The sequence below is a fragment of the Affinundibacterium flavidum genome, from assembly GCF_014284175.1.
GTDB lineage: Bacteria > Pseudomonadota > Gammaproteobacteria > Burkholderiales > Burkholderiaceae_D > Undibacterium > Undibacterium flavidum.
This window is the reverse complement of record NZ_JACOGA010000024.1, coordinates 43,439-61,995: the sequence shown is the minus strand read 5'-3', so window position 1 is coordinate 61,995 and position 18,557 is coordinate 43,439. Positions and strand designations below refer to the sequence as shown.

At 47.8% G+C, this 18,557-nt stretch carries 19 protein-coding genes; 15 read left to right on the top strand and 4 right to left on the bottom strand.

Annotation, left to right across the window (positions count from 1 at the left end):
- The first annotated feature begins 451 nt into the window (after positions 1–451).
- The 3 genes from H8K55_RS19745 to H8K55_RS19735 all read left to right on the top strand — a co-directional run bounded on the left by H8K55_RS19745 (position 452) and on the right by H8K55_RS19735 (position 2,740).
- Complete coding sequence (locus tag H8K55_RS19745) at positions 452–1,060, top strand: hypothetical protein (protein WP_186943792.1); 609 nt, start codon at positions 452–454, stop codon at positions 1,058–1,060.
- Positions 1,061–1,366: 306 nt separating this feature from the next.
- Positions 1,367–1,831 (top strand): nuclear transport factor 2 family protein, encoded by a 465-nt coding sequence (locus H8K55_RS19740; protein ID WP_186943791.1) that lies wholly within the window; start codon positions 1,367–1,369, stop codon positions 1,829–1,831.
- Between the two features lie 30 nt (positions 1,832–1,861).
- Complete coding sequence (locus H8K55_RS19735; protein WP_186943790.1) at positions 1,862–2,740, top strand: ankyrin repeat domain-containing protein; 879 nt, start codon at positions 1,862–1,864, stop codon at positions 2,738–2,740.
- A 100-nt stretch (positions 2,741–2,840) separates the two neighbouring features.
- On the opposite strand, the gene H8K55_RS19730 is transcribed toward H8K55_RS19735, so the two are convergent.
- A complete protein-coding gene (locus H8K55_RS19730) occupies positions 2,841–3,413 on the bottom strand; it encodes a flavodoxin family protein (protein WP_186943789.1) in 573 nt (190 codons plus the stop codon).
- Between the two features lie 115 nt (positions 3,414–3,528).
- Between H8K55_RS19730 and H8K55_RS19725 the strand changes: the two genes are divergently transcribed.
- From H8K55_RS19725 to H8K55_RS19710, 4 genes are all read left to right on the top strand, one after another.
- Entirely contained in the window at positions 3,529–4,611 is a 1,083-nt protein-coding gene (locus H8K55_RS19725; protein ID WP_186943788.1) for a LysR substrate-binding domain-containing protein, read from the top strand.
- Positions 4,612–4,867: 256 nt separating this feature from the next.
- Positions 4,868–5,236: an ArsR/SmtB family transcription factor gene (locus H8K55_RS19720; RefSeq protein WP_186943787.1), complete on the top strand. Its 369-nt coding sequence runs from the start codon at positions 4,868–4,870 to the stop codon at positions 5,234–5,236.
- A 58-nt stretch (positions 5,237–5,294) separates the two neighbouring features.
- Complete coding sequence (locus H8K55_RS19715) at positions 5,295–5,972, top strand: aquaporin (protein ID WP_186943786.1); 678 nt, start codon at positions 5,295–5,297, stop codon at positions 5,970–5,972.
- A gap of 18 nt (positions 5,973–5,990) precedes the next feature.
- Positions 5,991–6,467: an arsenate reductase ArsC gene (locus H8K55_RS19710; RefSeq protein ID WP_186943785.1), complete on the top strand. Its 477-nt coding sequence runs from the start codon at positions 5,991–5,993 to the stop codon at positions 6,465–6,467.
- Positions 6,468–6,532: 65 nt separating this feature from the next.
- On the opposite strand, the gene H8K55_RS19705 is transcribed toward H8K55_RS19710, so the two are convergent.
- From H8K55_RS19705 to H8K55_RS19695, 3 genes are all read right to left on the bottom strand, one after another.
- Positions 6,533–7,282 (bottom strand): LytR/AlgR family response regulator transcription factor, encoded by a 750-nt coding sequence (locus H8K55_RS19705; protein WP_222612550.1) that lies wholly within the window; start codon positions 7,280–7,282, stop codon positions 6,533–6,535.
- Positions 7,283–7,290: 8 nt separating this feature from the next.
- Positions 7,291–8,382, bottom strand: coding sequence for a sensor histidine kinase (locus tag H8K55_RS19700; protein ID WP_186943783.1), 1,092 nt, complete (start codon positions 8,380–8,382; stop codon positions 7,291–7,293).
- A gap of 198 nt (positions 8,383–8,580) precedes the next feature.
- On the bottom strand, positions 8,581–9,027 hold the full coding sequence (locus H8K55_RS19695; protein WP_186943782.1) for a hypothetical protein: 447 nt from the start codon (positions 9,025–9,027) through the stop codon (positions 8,581–8,583).
- Between the two features lie 463 nt (positions 9,028–9,490).
- Here H8K55_RS19695 and H8K55_RS19690 point away from each other — a divergent pair, with 463 nt between their 5' ends.
- The 8 genes from H8K55_RS19690 to H8K55_RS19655 all read left to right on the top strand — a co-directional run bounded on the left by H8K55_RS19690 (position 9,491) and on the right by H8K55_RS19655 (position 18,548).
- The gene (locus tag H8K55_RS19690; RefSeq protein ID WP_186943781.1) at positions 9,491–10,228 is read left to right on the top strand and encodes a FadR/GntR family transcriptional regulator; all 738 of its coding nucleotides are present in this window, start codon (positions 9,491–9,493) and stop codon (positions 10,226–10,228) included.
- A gap of 34 nt (positions 10,229–10,262) precedes the next feature.
- A complete protein-coding gene (locus tag H8K55_RS19685) occupies positions 10,263–10,655 on the top strand; it encodes a hypothetical protein (protein ID WP_186943780.1) in 393 nt (130 codons plus the stop codon).
- Between the two features lie 403 nt (positions 10,656–11,058).
- A complete protein-coding gene (locus tag H8K55_RS19680) occupies positions 11,059–11,379 on the top strand; it encodes a hypothetical protein (protein ID WP_186943779.1) in 321 nt (106 codons plus the stop codon).
- A 368-nt stretch (positions 11,380–11,747) separates the two neighbouring features.
- A complete protein-coding gene (gene kdgD / locus H8K55_RS19675; protein ID WP_186943778.1) occupies positions 11,748–12,659 on the top strand; it encodes a 5-dehydro-4-deoxyglucarate dehydratase in 912 nt (303 codons plus the stop codon).
- Positions 12,660–12,755: 96 nt separating this feature from the next.
- Positions 12,756–14,327: an aldehyde dehydrogenase (NADP(+)) gene (locus H8K55_RS19670; RefSeq protein ID WP_186943777.1), complete on the top strand. Its 1,572-nt coding sequence runs from the start codon at positions 12,756–12,758 to the stop codon at positions 14,325–14,327.
- Between the two features lie 229 nt (positions 14,328–14,556).
- Positions 14,557–15,939 carry an MFS transporter gene (locus H8K55_RS19665; protein WP_186943776.1) on the top strand — a complete coding sequence of 461 codons (1,383 nt, stop codon included), beginning with the start codon at positions 14,557–14,559 and terminating at the stop codon, positions 15,937–15,939.
- Between the two features lies 1 nt (position 15,940).
- Positions 15,941–16,867: an SMP-30/gluconolactonase/LRE family protein gene (locus H8K55_RS19660; RefSeq protein ID WP_186943775.1), complete on the top strand. Its 927-nt coding sequence runs from the start codon at positions 15,941–15,943 to the stop codon at positions 16,865–16,867.
- A gap of 37 nt (positions 16,868–16,904) precedes the next feature.
- Complete coding sequence (locus H8K55_RS19655) at positions 16,905–18,548, top strand: glycoside hydrolase family 43 protein (RefSeq protein WP_230408730.1); 1,644 nt, start codon at positions 16,905–16,907, stop codon at positions 18,546–18,548.
- Positions 18,549–18,557 lie beyond the last annotated feature (9 nt).

The window sequence follows — 18,557 nt, the reverse complement described above, 5'->3', positions numbered from 1 at the left end:
GTCATCTTAGCGCGCAGCGCATGCAGAATTAGGCTGGTCGAAAACGCCAGCGGATAGAAGGTGGTGAAACCTAAGTTTCACGAGCCAATGACCAGAGACTTATTACGACTAGTGAACGTACTACACAACGAAGCAGGAGTGAGAAATGATGAATAAAAATTGAATACAATTCATTTGCAAGTCGTACTTGACATGCTTCATAGAAGGGTGGGTACGTTTTTTGTGCTCACGCCGCTTGTTTGATTTGTCGACGAACATTATTTTTTGCGATTAAAACGTTTAATCTTTTTCAACCGTAACGCATGGGCACAATCGTGCCGTGCCCCCCATACGAGCTGATTTATAGACAGCATCACAGATTTAACAACACAAAAATACCTGCATGCGATTACACTTTGCTATTCGCACCTTCGAATTTTCAAGTGTTTTATAAGCTCATCAAAAACAAACTATGTTTTCCCTATTCCGAAAAAAAGCCTCACCCGCCACGCTTGAGCAACAACTTTCTGAGCTAAGCAAATGCGGCATTCATTTGAACTCCGGCGTGACTGTAGATGATCTCCTCACTCTTCAAACACCCGAAGAATACGAAGCAATTCCGTATAAAGAACTTATTCCCGTATTGGGATGTGATATTCAGCGCAAGCCGTACACGCCAATTTGCGACCGATTGTGGATGTGCGATTATGAAAGAATTGATGATCATGGCACCTATAGCGAAGTTTTAATTCGACTACAGAAAATGAGCAATGCCGTCCTTCCGATTTCAAACATCAGTGATTTCGTCGATATTGAAAAAGGAATTGCGTGGTTGGAATTTGACCTTGATGGACATCACACACACTGGGATGCAACAGTAGATAATGACTGGCTTGACCCGCATATCATCGTTAAATTTGACGAACTGCTACTGACACATCATAGCCAATGTCGTATTTATTCCAATCATAGCGATTTTGGCCAAAGCGCACTTTTTGCTTGCTTCACACAAGTTGAATTTGAGCAGTTCAAGAAATTAGCGACGTTTGAGATTTCTGGAATTGCTGAGCAAGCATCGTAGCTAAGCTGAAATTAGGCTAAAAGCCATATGGGGTGGGTAGATTTTTTATGCCCACGTCGCTCGTTTGAATTGTCGATGAACACTACTCTTTGTACTTAAAACGTTTGACCCTTTTTAACCGTAACGCGTGGGCACGATGATGCCGTGTCCACCCTATGATCGAAGCTTAATGACTTTGGCAAAACTCTGGTGCGCACGGTGCATCCACCCTTTTCTTAACAACATTAAATTCCAAGAACTAAAGCCAAATTACCTTGTCCAAGCTTACTCGCCGTTTGCATCACCTTCAACCAGGAAGCTTAAACCATGAGATTGATCGCCTTAGTCGCCACCACATTTGCCGCTACACTCACACTCAATACGACTCACGCAGCCAACAATACGGATGTTGATAGCGCCACCATCGCCGCTATTGAGGCAACTTGTTTTGATTATATTGATGGGCAATTGGAAGCGAATCCACAACGTGTTGCCCGCTCACTGCATCCTGATTTGGCAAAACGTGCTGCCATTGGCGATACGCCAGATGAACGCCTCGGGCTGCGTCGTATGTCGAAAGAAGAATTGGTCAACCTGACCAAAGAAGGCGCATTAAAAACACCGAAGGAACAGTGGAATCGGTCCTGCAAGGTGCTTGACGTGACTGACACCGCCGCTTCGGTGCGCTTAGAAACGCCGTGGTTTGTAGATTACTTTCACATGAGTCGCTTTGGTGATCGTTGGATTATTGTGAATGCGCTGTGGTACAGCAAACCGAAGAAAGCCAAGTAAATTTGCCGATTTTATATAAGGAGCGAACACATGAAGCCATACACATCTTACAAAAAATTTCTCCCCTCGCTCTTGTTGATCGCTGGTATCTTCATTAGTATGGCGAATTTTGCCCTCGCCCAAACCGTCAGCAATGAGGACAAATTGCTAGAAGCGGTGCGGGATGGCAAAACTGTCGTCTTTAAAGCCTTGCTCAATTCTGGTGCCAATCCACAATGGCGCGATAAGGATGGTTACGATGCTTTCGACTATGCGATAGAACGGCACCAATTTGACATCAGCCAACTCTTACTACAGCATGCACTGGATAAAACTCTGAACAGTGAAGTGGATAAGCGCTACGTCGATGCGATCTTGAATCGTCAAGCGCTAACAAATCAGACCACCTCCACGCCAATCAAAATCGCGCTCTTGCGCTTACTTGCCAATCAGGGAAAAACCGCAGAAGTCATGCAATTAATCCAGACTGGCTTGCCTGTGGATGCAGGTGCTGAAACTGGCTATACCGCTTTAGCCTTAGCAGTGCGGTGGCAACATAAAGAACTGCTTACGCAACTATTGCAAGCTGGTGCCGACCCAAATACGCATACCAATAGCTGCTATCAAACGACAGCCCTCATGGAAGCATCGCGTGATGGCAATGTCGATATTGCCAAGCAACTTATCAGCAAAGGTGCCAAGGTCAACGAGCCAGATAAATTTGGCGACCATGCTTTAAACTGGGCTGCATTTTTTGGTCATCTGGAATTTGCGCAATTATTATTGACGCACGGTGCAGATTTGACTCGCACCGGGCAGACTGACGACAATGCGCTGGACGTGGCGATCCGTCAGGGTCATAGCAAGCTCGTTGAATTGTTAAAAAATGCGGGTGCGAAACCACATCTAAAAAAAAGCGGTAATCAATAATTGTTGTCGGTAAGGCGTGGGCACGATGATGTCGTGCCCGCCTTATTTGCATGCAAAATAGTCACACAAAATAATCGTGCAAAGTAATTGTGCAAAATAACTATGCAAAGTAATGCGTCGCTTGTGCCAAGGCGCGCTGATCTTGCATCACGTCACCGGGGCGATTGCCATAGCCTATTAAGCTTCCATTCCATGGCATATCCATGTATCCCGCCGTAAAACGCAAACTTTCTACTAAAGCTTTTGCAAAACTTTGATCTTCATCAGCCGTCACCGTAATATTCCATAAGCGACGACCACGCATTTTTTCTTTGAAATCATAGCCAGGGACGCGCATCCATCCTGACCAGTGATCGAGATATTTTTTGGCCACCGCTGGCAAGCTGTACCAATACAAAGGCGTGACAAAAACCAAATCCGTGGCTGCCAGAGTGGCATCAAGTAATTCGCGCATAGCGCCTTGAGGCGCTGGGTAAGTTCCATCAGCATCATGACGTTGATCGACAAAATCTGGCATAGCGTAATCATTAAGATCGCGCCATTCTTGTTCGACATCAGTTGGTAAAAATTGCGCGGCGTAGCGGGCTAATTGTTCGGTATTGCCTTGCGCTCGACTGCTGGTGAGCAAAAATAAAAAGCGACGTGGATGCGATGGTACGTGTGTGTTAGGCATAGCTTGCTCCGAATAGCGTAGATTGAGTATCGTTGGAGTGGCAGTGTAGGTTTCGTCGCTTCGCCTGACAAATGATGATTTTTGAGAATCGGATTAGTTCTGCTAAACTGAATTCATGACTAGACCTATACACATCAGATCCGCGCCTCTTGGTGCTATCCGTGCTTTTGAAGCAGCTGCACGACTTGGTAGTTTTAAACTCGCAGCGCAAGAGCTCTCGGTTACTCCAGCAGCAATCAGTCATCAGCTCGCGGCGTTGGAAGACTATCTCGGCACGTCCCTCTTTTTACGGACTAATCGATTAGTACAATTAACGGCGACCGGTAAAATTTTGTCGGAACAGGTTTCATCCTCATTCGCGCAATTACAAAAAGCTTTGGAGCAAGCCAGCACACTGCCAACGAATGAGCAAGTGTTGGTAGTCAGCGCCGCGCCCTCAATTGCGGCGAAATGGTTGGTACCTCGCCTGAGCCGTTTTCATGCGCAATATCCCGATATCGATCTGCAGCTCTCATCGGAAAATCAAACCCATGACTTTATCAAAAATGCCAGCATAGACGTGGCGCTACGTTATGGCATCGGTGGTTATGAACATGATACCGCTAGCGGCAAAAAGACTGGTTTGCATGCAGAAAAATTATGGGAAGAAACCTACTTATTCCCAGTTTGCAGTCCCACTACCTTGCTCGCTGTAAATGGCAACTTGAAAAGCGGCATAAAGGGCATAAAGGGCACTAAGACATCTTCACTGCAACACTTGACCGATTTGTGCAAACAAACGCTACTACGCCTGCCACTCCCGCCCAATCGTGAAACGGGTTTAGTCGGCGAACGCTGGCAAGCTTGGTTGAATAGCATTGCAGAATTCCAAACCTTGAGTGAAGGTGAACAAGTAAGCTTGCTTGCGCATGCAAAAAAAGGCCCTTTCTATAGCCACGAACATCTCGCCATCGACACTGCCAAATCAGATCACGGCATTTGCCTGGCGCTAGATGTCTTAGTGATCGAGGATTTATTGGAAAAGAAATTACTGCGCCCATTGGCTGTGCGCAGCCGTGATCCCTACTCGCACTGGCTTCTGTATCGCGAACAAGATGCGCAACGCGCGAGTGTTCAGGCATTTGCCCAGTGGATTAGAGACGAGGCGGCGCTGTCTCTAAAAACGCTGTCAAGTTGTCGCTCGCGGTCACTGGCTTAACTCTTTGAAGGCATCGATATTTCAGAAGTCCTCGATGCCTTCAATACCCTAATCCCGCCATAGAATGGCGACATACGTAAATTAGGGATGAGAGATTTTGCCTGCTCTTCACTAAGGTTACAGTCAATCGCTCAGCCAACCACGCCCCCCCAATCAATCACGATCAGTTGCACAAACTGAAAATTGTTTACTTGATTCTATATTTCGATAAATATAGAATTATCGAAATCAACGTAATCACTACGAACTAATATCCATGGGAACCAAATCCGCCATCAGCGCCCTCGCCGCGCTGGCTCAAGAATCACGGCTTGCAATCTTTCGCTTACTGGTCGCAGTTGGACCTGAGGGTCTGGCGGCCAGCAAGATCGCTGAGCAGCTCGAAGTACCCTCTTCTTCTCTGTCATTTCACTTAAAAGAGTTGTCGCACGCAGATTTGATCGTGGCGCGGCAAGATGGACGGTTCATCATTTATTCTGCGAACTTTGGTGCGATGAATGACTTGATAGGTTTTTTGACTGAAAGCTGCTGCGGTGGAAATCCTTGCGGGCCAGCGTCTTTACCGAAATCAGTCGCAAAAAAAGCTGGCACCAAACACATTACCAAGACCACTGCAAAAGCTTAAATCTGTTTTTCGCTTCTTCACTATTCTCTAATCTGTTTTTAATCTTGATCTTAATTTTATGTCTTCAGAAAACACTTTACGTAAACGCCTCGTTGCCGAATTTTTAGGTACAGCATTTTTACTCGCGGTCGTCGTCGGCTCGGGCATCATGGCACAAACACTCTCCGCGGGTAATGCTGCTGTAGCTTTGCTGGCCAATGCGCTGGCAACAGGCGCTGGTTTGATTGCATTGATTTTGATGTTTGGAAATTTATCGGGTGCGCATTTTAATCCTGTAGTGACACTGTCTGAAGCCTGGCAAAAAAATCTCCCTGCACAGCTAGCTCTCCCTTACATCGCCGTGCAAATTGTGGGTGCGTTTGCTGGTGTCGCTGCGGCACATGGCATGTTCGATTTACCAGTATTTTTTGCATCCACACATGCGCGTACCGGTTTGTCGCAGTGGTGGAGTGAATTCATTGCGACATTTGGATTAATCGCCGTCATCATCAGCACTTCGCGCACTCGACCAGCGACCACGCCCTTTGCAGTGGCGGCCTATATCACGGCAGCGTATTGGTTCACTTCTTCCACATCTTTTGCGAATCCTGCGGTGAGTTTGGCGCGTGCGATGACCGATACTTTTGCGGGTATACGTCCTATTGATGCACCAGGCTTTATCGCGATGCAATTGCTAGGTGCCGCGTGTGCCACCGTGCTGTTCAATTGGTTGTATCCGAAGTCGTCCTCACACTAGAACTCAGACTCATTTATCATGAACGTTTTATTTCTTTGCACAGGCAATTCTTGCCGTTCAATTTTAGGCGAAGCGACTTTTAATCATTTGGCGCCTGCAGGTTGGTGTGCGATGAGCGCAGGTAGCCAACCAACTGGGCAAGTTCATCCACGTTCGCTGGCATTGCTCGCGCGTGAAGGTATTAGTACCGAAGGTTACTTCAGTAAGTCTTGGGATAATTTGCCAGCAACACCCGATATCGTCATCACCGTATGCGCGAGCGCTGCGGGCGAAACTTGCCCTGCTTATTTAGGTCCAGTTTTACGCACACATTGGGGTGTAGAAGATCCAGCTCATGCAACTGGTACGGATGCCGAAATCGATGCTAGCTTTATGCAGGCATATCGCATCTTACGCACACGGATCGAAGCATTTCTGGCTTTGCCTTTGACCACTTTGCAGCACGACAAAATCGCTTTAAAAGCGGAGATGGATAAGATCGCCGATTTGCATTAATACGCACGATGATGCACGATGCTGCGCTTATTACACACGTACCCGCTTTAGGAAAAAGCTTTGAATTAACGCCACTGATCAAATTGTTCCCGATACGTGCGGCTAAGAGTCAGGCGCGTTCCATCGCGTAAGAACACAGTCATATCGCCACCCGTCCATGGTTGCAAGTCACGTACAAAATCCAGATTTACTATGGTTGATCGGTGTATGCGTTTAAACAGCGACGAATCGAGCCGGCTCAGCATTTCGGCCATAGTATGGCGTAGCATATGGGTCGCACCATCCACGTGCAGGCGCACATAATTGCCTTCAGCGTCTATCCATTGAATATCGGCGCACCTAATCATCAACCAGCGCTCACCGGTTTTCACCAAAAACCGATCGGGTCGGGATGGTCCATTGCCTAGTTCGGACAACAAGGCCTTAAAGCTATCCGCTTTCTCGCGCGGTTGGCTACTTCGCTCGCGCACCCAGGCCAGCGCTCGCTTGAAACGATCGCGGTCTAAGGGTTTTAACAGGTAATCGACCGCATGTACCTCAAACGCTTTGACAGCATGCGCATCAAAGGCAGTACAAAACAGTGTGGCTGGCATGTGCTCGGCACCAATGGCATCGATCACGCCAAAGCCATCCAATAAAGGCATTTGAATATCCAAAAACACTAGATCGGGTTGCAGTGATTCTATCAAGGTCACGGCCTCCACCCCATTGCTGGCTTCGCCGATAACGACAAAGTCGGCCTCATCGTCCAGCAATTGGCGGGTGCGCTGACGGGCCAGCACTTCGTCATCCACAATCAGGGCGCGCAGCGGCATATTATTGCTCATGTCAGCGTAAAGGGAATCCGCACAAGAGCGCGGGTACCAAGGCCTGGGATATTTTCCAGCGTGAAGCTGTGCTGCGATTGATATAACAGTTGCAAACGCGCCTCGGTGTTTTGTGTTCCGATACCCATACCGCATCCATTACCGTTGCGCGTTCGTGTCCCCAAGCCTTTGCCATTGTCCAACACTTCCAAAATCAACCACTGGTCTTCTTGCCGCACACGAATATCGATGGTCGACAGGTTCACATTATCGGCCACCCCATGCTTGATAGAATTCTCCACCAGCGGTTGCAATAGGAAGGCTGGCACCAAGGCATTTTGGCAGGTAGCGGGGACTTCTATACTCGCCTGCAAGCGATCTTGAAAACGGATCAATTCGATATTCAAATAAGCGTCGATAATCGCAATTTCTCTACTCAAGGGAATTTGTTGGCTACTACCTGAATCGAGTGTCATACGCAATAAGTCGGCTAACCCTGACACCATGCGGTCGGCTTTATCTGCATCGCTATGGATCAGTGCAGAAATGGAATTCAAGGTATTAAACAAAAAATGCGGGCGTAACTGCATTTGTAGCGCAGCATTCTGGGCTTGCGCCAAGCGGCTTTCCAGTTGCGCTGCCTCGACTTCACGCTGACGGTATTTTTGGTAGATATGCATGCTATGCCAGCCCCCCAGTACCGCCCACATCAGCAATAAACTGACGTGAAAATACATGGAGAAAAAGCGCATCAGTGATTGGCCCGGGTTGGCCAGCATTTTTTCAAGGTAGGGTTGCTCGACATACATCAGGTTAACTGCCCAAAGCAGTACCAACGATAATGCCGCTATGACGGCACAAGCTAGTAGTTCGATGCTCCAGTTTTTTAATTCGCGTCGATTAAATTCAACCAGCGGCCAGTGCCGCGCGATTGCGATCACACCCAATCCGCCTAGTCCCCAGGCGATGTTTTGCAGCAAATTCATCGGCAATAAATGCCCTATGAAATTGGCACTAGGAAACCGCGTCAGATCCATGGTAGCCATATACAGGCCAAGCAGCATCCAGATGCTCCAATACAACAGCCATTTGTGAGTGCGTTGGTTCATGGTGTAGGCTTAGATCAAAGGATTTTTAAGATGATGGCGCAGCAGGTGCTGAGATCCTGTCCTGCCGCGCCAAGCGCTTAGCCATGATAGCTGGGTCTATACAACATGTCACGCTGCGCCCTTAGCTGAACGCCGCTGAGCGCCGTGAACTTGTGTTAGCTTGTAATAACTTGTATTAGCTTGTAATAAGCGCTGCTCTCAGTAGTTAGCGGCAACGATATATTTTGGCTCAGCCTCACCCTGCTGTGCTACAGCGTTCGCAGGTCTATATTGAACAGTGATTCGAGTGTCATAACCACTGCCGTGTGGCGCAAATACCATATTTATGGATTTATCCTTTGCAACAAAACGATTCTCGGACAGTGCATGAACCTCGGTGTCGGGCATGCCAGTCAACGACACCATAAAACGGCTGAGCCCCAATCGGCTGAATTTTAAAACCGCACCATTGTCGAGCGCATAGGTGCCGCCCAAGTACATGAATTCGTCCGGTGCAACCCGGTATTTTGGCGAGGTGATCGTCACCACATTGTCGGTTTCAGGATTTTGAGCGGCTGGTGTTTCTGCTGCGAAGGCGCAGGTAACAGCGCAGGTAGCGGCGCATGAAAATACACTGAAGACAGTAGCTTGTAATAATGTAGACATGATCGTTTCCTTTAATTGAGTAAATGTGAGATTTCCCTGCAAGGCTTGCACTGGACTTCCTTGCAATTTCCACCAGCTTGCTGCTTGTTGTCTGGCGATGACTTGATATTAAGTGGCAGCCCACAAAAGGAATAAAAGTTTGTGTTCAGCCGTGACGAATAGGGGATGAATCGTCATTTGATGGCGTCAACCGTGTACTGGCACGCGTAATCGCCCAGTTAAAATGAAGTTTGGATCAACTTACGGCGCTAGGATAAAGGAGTAATGTATGTAAATTACAGGAAGCACAGTCATCGTACAACAATCCAATATTCTGTTTCAGTGGCGAAAATCGGCATAAGCCCAGAATATTTTCCAATTTCAAATGTAGGGACTTGTCGGTTATCATATGAGAATCAAATAGCGTTTACGAATCAGGCCAAATGCTTTGCTTGATCACTACAGACAAAAAATCGATTCCACTATGACTAGCACCAACCCCATCCCCGTCCGCAGCAAACCTCGCAATCTTGCCAGCGCGGTAGTCGATCATCTGACTACACGTATTAAAAGCGATGATTTAAAAGTCGGCGAAAAACTGTCAACCGAATCGGAAATCATGCAAGTTTACGGGGTCAGTCGCACCGTCGTACGCGAAGCAATTTCGCAGTTAAAGGCCGCAGGCTTGGTCGAAACGCGCCATGGCATCGGCACCTTTGTACTCGCTCCCTCGCATCATTTGGGTTTACAAAATTCATCGATAGTAACGGTACGCGATGTGCTCGCGGTACTAGAAATTCGCATCAGCTTAGAAACCGAAGCCGCTTGGCATGCCGCTTCACGACGCACTGATACGCAGATTGAAGAAATGCGAGCGGTGTTGCAGCTAATGCGTGCCACTGTAGAATCTGGCGCGCACTCAGTTGATGCTGACGTACGCTTTCATTTGTTGATTGCGCAGGCTACTGGTAATCCCTATTTTGTCGAGTTGCTTGGGCATTTGGGACACACCTTAATTCCGCGTGCGCGTTTGAATACGGCACAACTCAATCAAGATGATCCATCGGCTTATTTGGTGCGTGTGCATCATGAGCATGAAGATATTTTCAATGCGATTTTACGTAAAGATCCTGAAGCAGCGCGGGCAGCTATGCGTACGCATTTGAGTAATAGTCGGGAGAGATTGAGGTTGGCGCAGGAGGTGATTGAGGGTGCTGGTTGAATAATTCAATTCTTAATTGAAAGTTTCGGATCACATGAAACAAGCACTCACATTAATAAAAAGCATTTCCGAGAGTGAGCTAGAATTTATTTCCAAAGCAGATTATGGGGATGAGTACCTACGCCATAAAGAAGCATTAAAGAAACTAATCTTCGAGCAAAATGGCATTGTTAATGCAGATCAATTGTGGTTTCCTTATGAAGTTGTAGAGCTTTCACGCTGGTCATGCAAAGAAGATCACGAACGTGAATTCGCAATTTCGAATGTGATCATTGCTCTCTCTATCTTGGGTGGAGCTGACACCACTAATTCAACAGAATACATGTTCGATCAACTATCACATGCATATGAACGATTACCTTTAGAGCTAAGGAACATCGTCGTTGATATTTTGTTTCTCGCCAAGGTATTTCAAGAAAAAAGCTAAGCTATTTTTCCGGCAAGGATTCTACACTTTGGTTCAACTCTATGCTGAGCTCAACCATAGATATTGTGCCTGCGATTTCATTGCTCTTATCGACTTTCGCTCGGTCTTATCGTCTGTAGGTCGGGAGTGGCCCGACAGCCAAGCACCTTTTTTGCTTCGCCAAAAAAGGTCCTCCAAAAAAGGCGACCGTAGACTCGCCCTGCGGGTGCTTACGCTACGCTCCAGCATAATTTGTGCGTCACAAAAAATGGGAAAGTGTCGAAACTCGCTTCGCTCAAACACGCCACTTTCTTATCCATTTTCTGTGAAGCACAAATTACATCGTCTCAAACGGGGGTAGGTCAAAATCAAAATCAACAACAAAATCAAAAACAACGACCTACAACTGCTAATAGAAAAATGAGTGCCGATCAATCCTGATTGTTTTGGTGTTGCCGTTGCTTTTGACTTTGCTTTTGACTTTGCTTTTGACTTTCATCCACTTCTGACACTGCCAATTGTGCAGGGCAGAAAATGGATAAAGAAAGTGGCGTTGTTTGAGCCGAAGGCGAGTTTCGACACTTTCCCATTTTTTGTCTTGCACAATTGGGAAGCCGAAGGCCAGTGGCAGCGTGGTCGCCTTTCTTTGCTTACTTTCTTTGGCGAAGCAAAGAAAGTGAGTGGCCGTCGGGCCACTCCCGACCTACTGACCGTAGATCACCCGCAAAAAATAAATATGATCTAAAAAATAGCCCGTCTTGTTAAGAATATTGACTCTATTTCCCCAGCAATAACCCATCCCCATCCCAACCTTCCCCTTGAAGGGGAAGGAGCAACACAACACGCGTAATACGGTCAAAAAACTCAGACACAGTTGATGAGTTATAGGCACATCGCCAGATTTCTTGACGCAATATTCACCTCGGCATTTGCTCACCAATACTCTCAAACAAAAGCTTTCACTAAGAACAACAAATCAGTCACCATCAATAAAAACCCAAAAAACCCTTTGCAAATTCCAATTTTAAGTTGTACGATGACGTATCACTTAAACATAAGCCCATGATTTTTTCTAACTCAAGCAAATTTCCTGCCTTTATTACTGGAGACGCCATGCACCCGCAAGAACTCAAACAAATCCTCTCATCTGGACTCTTATCCTTCCCTATCACCGATTTTGATGAAAACGGTGATTTCCGTGCCGATACCTATGTGGAACGTCTCGAATGGTTGGCACCGTATGGTGCGAGTGCCTTGTTTGCGGCGGGTGGTACGGGGGAATTCTTTTCTCTGACGCCGGGTGAATATAGCGACGTGATTCGTACGGCGGTCAATACTTGCCGTGGCAAGGTGCCAATTTTGGCGGGTGTCGGTGGCCCTACGCGTACTGCGATTGCTTTGGCGCAAGATGCGCAACGTTTAGGTGCACAAGGTTTGTTATTGTTGCCGCATTATCTGACCGAAGCTAGTCAAGACGGCTTGATCGAACATGTCGCCGAAGTCTGCAAATCTGTCAGCATTGGCGTGGTTGTGTACAACCGTGCTAACTGCCGCTTGACGCCTGACTCTTTGGAAAAATTGGCAGCACGTTGCCCGAATTTGATCGGTTTTAAAGACGGTATCGGCGATATTGAATTGATGGTATCGATCTGGCGTCGCATGGGTGATCGTTTTAGCTACCTCGGTGGTTTGCCAACGGCGGAGATTTTTGCTGGTGCATACAAGGCCATCGGTACGCCTGTGTATTCTTCCGCAGTATTCAATTTCGTACCTAAATTGGCGATGGATTTTTACCATGCAACCGCTGCAGATGACTTCGCCACAACTAACCGTTTAATTGATGAATTTTTCTTACCTTACCTCGATATCCGTAATCGTAAGGCAGGCTATTCCGTCAGTATCGTCAAAGCTGGTGCACGTTTGGTCGGCCATAGTGGCGGCCCAGTTCGTGCGCCTTTGACCGATTTGACTGCGGAAGAAGATGAAATGTTGTTAAAGTTAATTCGCGCACAAGGTCCGCAATAAGCATAAATGATGACGATTTTCATCAAGACTGGGCGCGGTCGCGCAGTTAAAATGAAATGTTCATCAACGTAAGTCTAAAGAATCTAGGAGTAATGTATGCAAATCACAGGAAGCATGGTTATCGGCCAGCAATCTGTATTCGGTAGTGCGGGCACGGTCAAAGCGATCAATCCAGCCACCAACAGCGAATTTGAACCAGCGTTTGGCCTGGCGACCAATGATAATGTCGAACAGGCATGCCAATTGGCCGCAGCGACGTTTGACAGTTATCGCGAAACCACGCCAGAACAAAGAGCGTCGTTTTTAGAAAAAATTGCCGACAATATTCTTGGCCTCGGCAATACTCTAATCGAGCGTGCACACCAAGAAACAGGTTTGCCAGTCGCGCGTCTCGAAGGTGAGCGTGGTCGTACTATGAATCAATTGCGCTTGTTTGCGAAAGTGGTGCGCGATGGCGTCTATGTGTCAGCGACGCTCGATTCAGCACTGCCAGAGCGCGTGCCACCACGTCCTGATTTGCGTTTGCGTAAAATCGGCTTGGGTCCTGTTGCCGTCTTCGGCGCGAGTAATTTCCCCTTGGCGTTCTCGGTTGCGGGCGGCGATACCGCATCGGCTTTGGCGGCGGGTTGCCCGGTCGTCGTGAAGGCGCATAGTGCCCATTTAGGCACCTCGGAATTAGTAGCGAAAGCGATTCAACAGGCGGCAAATGATTGCGGCTTGGCAGGCGTGTTCTCTATGCTGATCGGTAATGGTCGTCAAATTGGTCAGAGCTTGGTCGCCCATCCAGCGATTAAGGCGGTCGGATTTACTGGTTCACGTCAAGGCGGCATGGCGCTGGTTCGTACTGCTGCTGCACGTGCTGAACCGATTCCTGTGTATGCAGAAATGAGTAGCATCAATCCAGTATTCTTACTGCCCGATGCTTTGAAAACTAAGGGTGCAGCAATTGCCCAAGGCTTTGCCGATTCTTTGACCATGGGTGCAGGACAATTCTGTACTAATCCTGGCATGCTAATCGCACTCGACAGTCCAGAATTACAAAGCTTTATCGAGGCGGCGAGTGCTGCTTTGCAAGGTAAACCTGCCTCAACAATGCTAACACCTGGTATTCACAAAGCGTACAGCACAGGCGTTGAGCGTTTAAATCAAGTCAGTGGTGTCGAGGTACTAGCACAGGGGCAGGCCGCTACCGCACCGTGCGCGGCACAAGCCAATCTCGCTGTGTGTGGTGCTAAAGACTTTTTGAGCAATGTTGATTTGCATGATGAAGTTTTTGGTCCATCTTCACTCTTGATACGCTGTAAGGATTTAGCCGAAATGCAGGCAATTGCCGAGCATATCGAAGGTCAATTGACAGCAACGGTACACGCGACAGCTGCAGACTATGCAATCGCCAAATCTTTGTTGCCAACCTTGGAGCGCAAAGCAGGTCGTATTTTGTTTAATGGTTTTCCAACTGGCGTTGAAGTCTGTCATGCGATGGTGCATGGTGGTCCTTTCCCATCGACTTCGGATAGTCGTACGACTTCGGTTGGTGCAAGCGCGATTGATCGTTTCTTGCGTCCGGTTTGCTATCAAGAATTCCCTGCGGAACTCTTGCCGACTAGCTTGCAAGATGCCAATCCGTTTGGTATTCCGCGCGTAGTTAATGGTGAATTGACTTTGTAAGTCAAATGGTGAGCTGACTTTGCAGGTCAAATAATCTGCAGAAGAGTTTCCTCTACCGGAAGCGGGAAAGAAAGTAGTAAAAGTTAGGGCGGGTGCAACCCGCGCCGCCAGAACGTCGTACTTACGTAACCGACCTACAGGCGGCGCAGGTTGCACCCGCCCTACTGTCAAGGCTTCAAATCAATTCAAATTAATAGCAGCACTAAAAATAATAAAACCGGAGACAAGCATGTCAACAACAAGCTCGCCACACAGTATAGGCAAATATCGCTGGACGATTTGCGCCCTGCTATTTTTTGCCACCACGATCAATTATTTGGACCGCCAAGTTTTGAGTTTGCTTGCTCCCGATTTGAGTAAAGAATTTGGCTGGACCAACAGTGACTACGCGAATATCACTGCGGCGTTTCAGTTTGTGTATGCGATTTCCATGCTGTTCGCTGGCCGTTTCATCGATAGAATCGGCACCAAGAAAGCCTTCGTATTGGCGATTAGTATCTGGTCGCTGGGCGCCATCATGCATGCGTTTGCACTGGCATTTGGTAGCGCGATCAACACCATTTTTACGACAGTAGGTTTGGCGGTAGTGCCCGTCTCTATCGCTGGATTTATGTTGTCACGCGCCGTATTGGCATTGGGTGAAGCAGGTAATTTCCCAGCAGCGATCAAGGCGACGGCAGAATATTTCCCGAAAAAAGAACGTTCATTCGCGACCGGCATTTTTAATTCTGGAGCGAATATCGGTGCGGTATTAGCACCGATTACTGTACCTATGATTGCCGATGCCTGGGGCTGGCAAGCGACTTTTATTATCATTGGCGCGATAGGCTTTTTGTGGATGGGCGCATGGATGATTTTTTACGATAAGCCTGAACAACAAAAACGCTTATCCACAGCAGAACTCGCTTACATCAATCAAGACCAAGTGCGCGATGGCGTGATTGAAAACACGCAAGACGACGGTAAGAAATTTTCTTGGTTTCAATTGCTACATTATCGTCAGACCTGGGCCTTTGCTTTCGGTAAATTTATGACGGATGGTGTGTGGTGGTTCTTCTTATTTTGGTTACCAAAATATCTGGCAGCACAATACGGGATGAAGACTACGGATTTCGTCTTCCCCTTAGCCGTGTTGTACAGCATGACCATGGTCGGTAGTATCGGTGGCGGCTGGTTGCCAACGTATTTCATCAATCGTGGCGATGCGCCGTATGATGGTCGTATGAAAGCGATGTTGATGATAGCTGTTGTGCCGCTGGTCGTTTTGTTGGCGCAACCATTTGGCTACATCAGCTTTTGGGTACCTGTTATTTTGATCGGCATCGGTGCGTCAGCGCATCAGGCTTGGTCAGCGAATATTTTTACGACAGTATCTGATATGTTTCCGAAAAAAGCCGTTGCCTCAGTAGTCGGTATCGGTGGCATGGCAGGTGGCTTAGGCGGCGTTTTAATTACCAAACTTGGTGGCTGGCTGTTTGACTATTATGGTAGCCAAGGTCAATTGCAAACCGGCTATACGATCATGTTTGCGATCTGTGCACTCGCCTATCTGACCGCTTGGGCAGTCATGAAAACATTGGTACCTAAATACAAGCTCATTAGCGATCTGTAACATGCCTATCTTGCACAAACCTGAGATCACGCGCGTAAGGACAGCACAAGCAACACAAGCAACGCAAGCAACGATTCGCTGTGCTGTCGGTGAAAGCCCGATTTGGCTCGCGCAAGAAGCGGCCTGGTATTGGGTCGATATCACAGCGAAGACCATCTGGCGCTTAGACTCGCGTGGCGAAGTAAAAAGCTGGCAAACTGCGGAAATGATAGGCTGCTTGTCGCCACAGGTCTGTGGCGGTTTTATCGCTGGCATGGAGAGTGGGGTCTTCCATCTGCATCTGAATGAAAATGGATCGGTTCATGCACAAAGCTTAGCTGCACCAACTGAATCCATGGCAGCAATGCGCTTTAATGATGGTCGCTGTGACCGCCAGGGACGCTTCTGGAGTGGCACCATGTTGATCGATATGTCAGTGCCACGTGCTGCCGGACATTTGTATCGTTACACTAAAGAACAAGGCATCTCAACGCCTATCATCTCCAATTTATTCGTACAAAACGGTCTGGCATGGTCACCCGATGGCCGCACCATGTATCTCTCTGATTCACATCCAAACAGTCAATTGATTTGGGCATTTGATTACGATATCGATAGCGGTACACCGCGCAATCAACGCGTGTTTGTCGACATGAAAACCATGGACGGCCGACCCGATGGCGCAGCGATTGATACGGATGGTTGTTATTGGATCTGCGCGAACGATGCAGGATTGATTTTGCGATTTACACCGGATGGCAAACTGGATCGACAAATCGCTGTGCCGATGAAAAAACTTACCATGTGTTGCTTCGGAGGCGACAAGCTCGATACTTTACTGGTTACTTCTATCGCCGCAGGACAAGCACCCGACGATGAATGGGCGGGTGCGACTATCCTCCTCAATCCTGGTGTGCAAGGCTGCGCTGAAACTACTTTCGCTGGCTAAATCTGCATTTCACCATTCGCAAGAAAGAGACTATTCCATGACTCGATTGGATCAAGTATTGCGCTTGCTCGGCGCATTCATATTGATGGTTACATGCAGCGCTGTGGCACAAGTCCATCCCTCAAAAGTATGGAAAGCAGATCTAGGCAATGGACGCTATCGCAATCCGATTATTCATGCCGATTATTCTGATCCCGATGTCATTCGCGTCGGAAAACATTACTACATGACTGCGTCCAGCTTTAACAGTGCGCCTGGACTACCGCTATTGCAATCAGACGATATGATTCACTGGAAATTGGTTGGACATGCTTTGCCCAATCTAGTGCCAACTGATATGTTCGCAAGCCCACAACATGGTAAAGGTGTATGGGCGCCGAGCCTACGGTTTCATGACGAAAAATTTTGGATCTTTTATCCAGATCCTGATGTAGGAATATATGTCATAACGGCGAAAGACTTTGCCGGGCCTTGGAGTACGCCCCACTTACTGATCGCAGGCAAAGGCTTGATCGACCCGACGCCTTTATGGGATGAGGACGGCAAAGCGTGGCTGTTACACGCTTGGGCCAAGAGCCGCGCTGGTTTTAATAATCAACTTACGCTGAGGCAAATGGCTCCAGACGCTAGCACTCTGCTAGACGAGCAAGGTATCTTGCTCGTCGATGGCAATAAGCTCGCAGGCTACAAGACTTTGGAAGGTCCTAAATTCTACAAATATCAAGGCTGGTACTATATTTTTGCGCCCGCGGGTGGCGTAGAAACTGGCTGGCAAACCGTATTTCGTTCTCGGCAAATTCTTGGTCCCTACGAGGACAAAATCGTCCTCGCACAAGGTTCTTCTCGCACAAATGGCCCACATCAAGGTGCCTGGGTGAGAGCGGAAGATGGCAGCGACTGGTTTTATCATTTTCAAGATAGAAAAGCGTATGGTCGCATCGTGCATTTGCAGCCTATGCGCTGGGAAAACGCTTGGCCAGTGATGGGTGTGCCCAACCAACAAACTGGCATAGGCGAACCCGTCGCAGAATGGAGCAAGCCCATCCAGCGTTCAAGCTCCGCAGCGCAGATTAAGGATAGCGATGATTTCACTGGTCAAGAATTGGGATTGCAATGGCAATGGAATGCAAATTGGCAATCAACATGGTATTCCTTGAGTGCACATCCCAAGCACTTACGCCTTTACAGTCAAGCCTGGCCTGAGTCCGCCAATTTAGGAGATTTGCCGTCAATACTCCTTCAGAAAATACCGGCTCCTACATTTACACTTAATACCAGCGTCAGGCTCTCCGAGGATAGTGCAAACAGTCGTGCGGGCTTAGTCGTTTACGGTCAGCAGTATGTGTGGGCAGGCTTGAAGAAATTGGATGGTCACACCAATGTGGTGCTAGCGACGTGCACTGATATTCTTAAGCAATGTCAAGAGACGATAACGCATAGCATTCCCTTGCAACAATCCAAATTGTATCTACGTTTGGAGATGAAAGAATTTGCATTGGCACAATTTTCGTATAGTTTGGACGGTCGCCGTTATCAGCCACTAGGCAAGGCCTTTACTGCGACAGCTGGACGATGGGTGGGCGCAAAGCTCGGTTTGTTTAGTATCGCAGATGGAGTACGTGAGACGAAAACTAACAACGACTATGCCGACTTTTCAGCATTTCGGTTTAGTGTGAACTAACAGGCTCGA

Coding starts and splice junctions, on each gene's coding strand:
- H8K55_RS19690 (WP_186943781.1), top strand. CDS start 9,491: ATGACTAGCACCAACCCCATCCCCGTCCGCAGCAAACCTCGCAATCTT.
- H8K55_RS19710 (WP_186943785.1), top strand. CDS start 5,991: ATGAACGTTTTATTTCTTTGCACAGGCAATTCTTGCCGTTCAATTTTA.
- H8K55_RS19665 (WP_186943776.1), top strand. CDS start 14,557: ATGTCAACAACAAGCTCGCCACACAGTATAGGCAAATATCGCTGGACG.
- H8K55_RS19685 (WP_186943780.1), top strand. CDS start 10,263: ATGAAACAAGCACTCACATTAATAAAAAGCATTTCCGAGAGTGAGCTA.
- H8K55_RS19715 (WP_186943786.1), top strand. CDS start 5,295: ATGTCTTCAGAAAACACTTTACGTAAACGCCTCGTTGCCGAATTTTTA.
- H8K55_RS19655 (WP_230408730.1), top strand. CDS start 16,905: ATGACTCGATTGGATCAAGTATTGCGCTTGCTCGGCGCATTCATATTG.
- H8K55_RS19660 (WP_186943775.1), top strand. CDS start 15,941: ATGCCTATCTTGCACAAACCTGAGATCACGCGCGTAAGGACAGCACAA.
- H8K55_RS19745 (WP_186943792.1), top strand. CDS start 452: ATGTTTTCCCTATTCCGAAAAAAAGCCTCACCCGCCACGCTTGAGCAA.
- H8K55_RS19700 (WP_186943783.1), bottom strand. CDS start 8,382: ATGAACCAACGCACTCACAAATGGCTGTTGTATTGGAGCATCTGGATG.
- H8K55_RS19720 (WP_186943787.1), top strand. CDS start 4,868: ATGGGAACCAAATCCGCCATCAGCGCCCTCGCCGCGCTGGCTCAAGAA.
- H8K55_RS19670 (WP_186943777.1), top strand. CDS start 12,756: ATGCAAATCACAGGAAGCATGGTTATCGGCCAGCAATCTGTATTCGGT.
- H8K55_RS19695 (WP_186943782.1), bottom strand. CDS start 9,027: ATGTCTACATTATTACAAGCTACTGTCTTCAGTGTATTTTCATGCGCC.
- H8K55_RS19705 (WP_222612550.1), bottom strand. CDS start 7,282: ATGCCGCTGCGCGCCCTGATTGTGGATGACGAAGTGCTGGCCCGTCAG.
- H8K55_RS19740 (WP_186943791.1), top strand. CDS start 1,367: ATGAGATTGATCGCCTTAGTCGCCACCACATTTGCCGCTACACTCACA.
- H8K55_RS19725 (WP_186943788.1), top strand. CDS start 3,529: ATGACTAGACCTATACACATCAGATCCGCGCCTCTTGGTGCTATCCGT.
- H8K55_RS19730 (WP_186943789.1), bottom strand. CDS start 3,413: ATGCCTAACACACACGTACCATCGCATCCACGTCGCTTTTTATTTTTG.
- H8K55_RS19735 (WP_186943790.1), top strand. CDS start 1,862: ATGAAGCCATACACATCTTACAAAAAATTTCTCCCCTCGCTCTTGTTG.
- kdgD (WP_186943778.1), top strand. CDS start 11,748: ATGCACCCGCAAGAACTCAAACAAATCCTCTCATCTGGACTCTTATCC.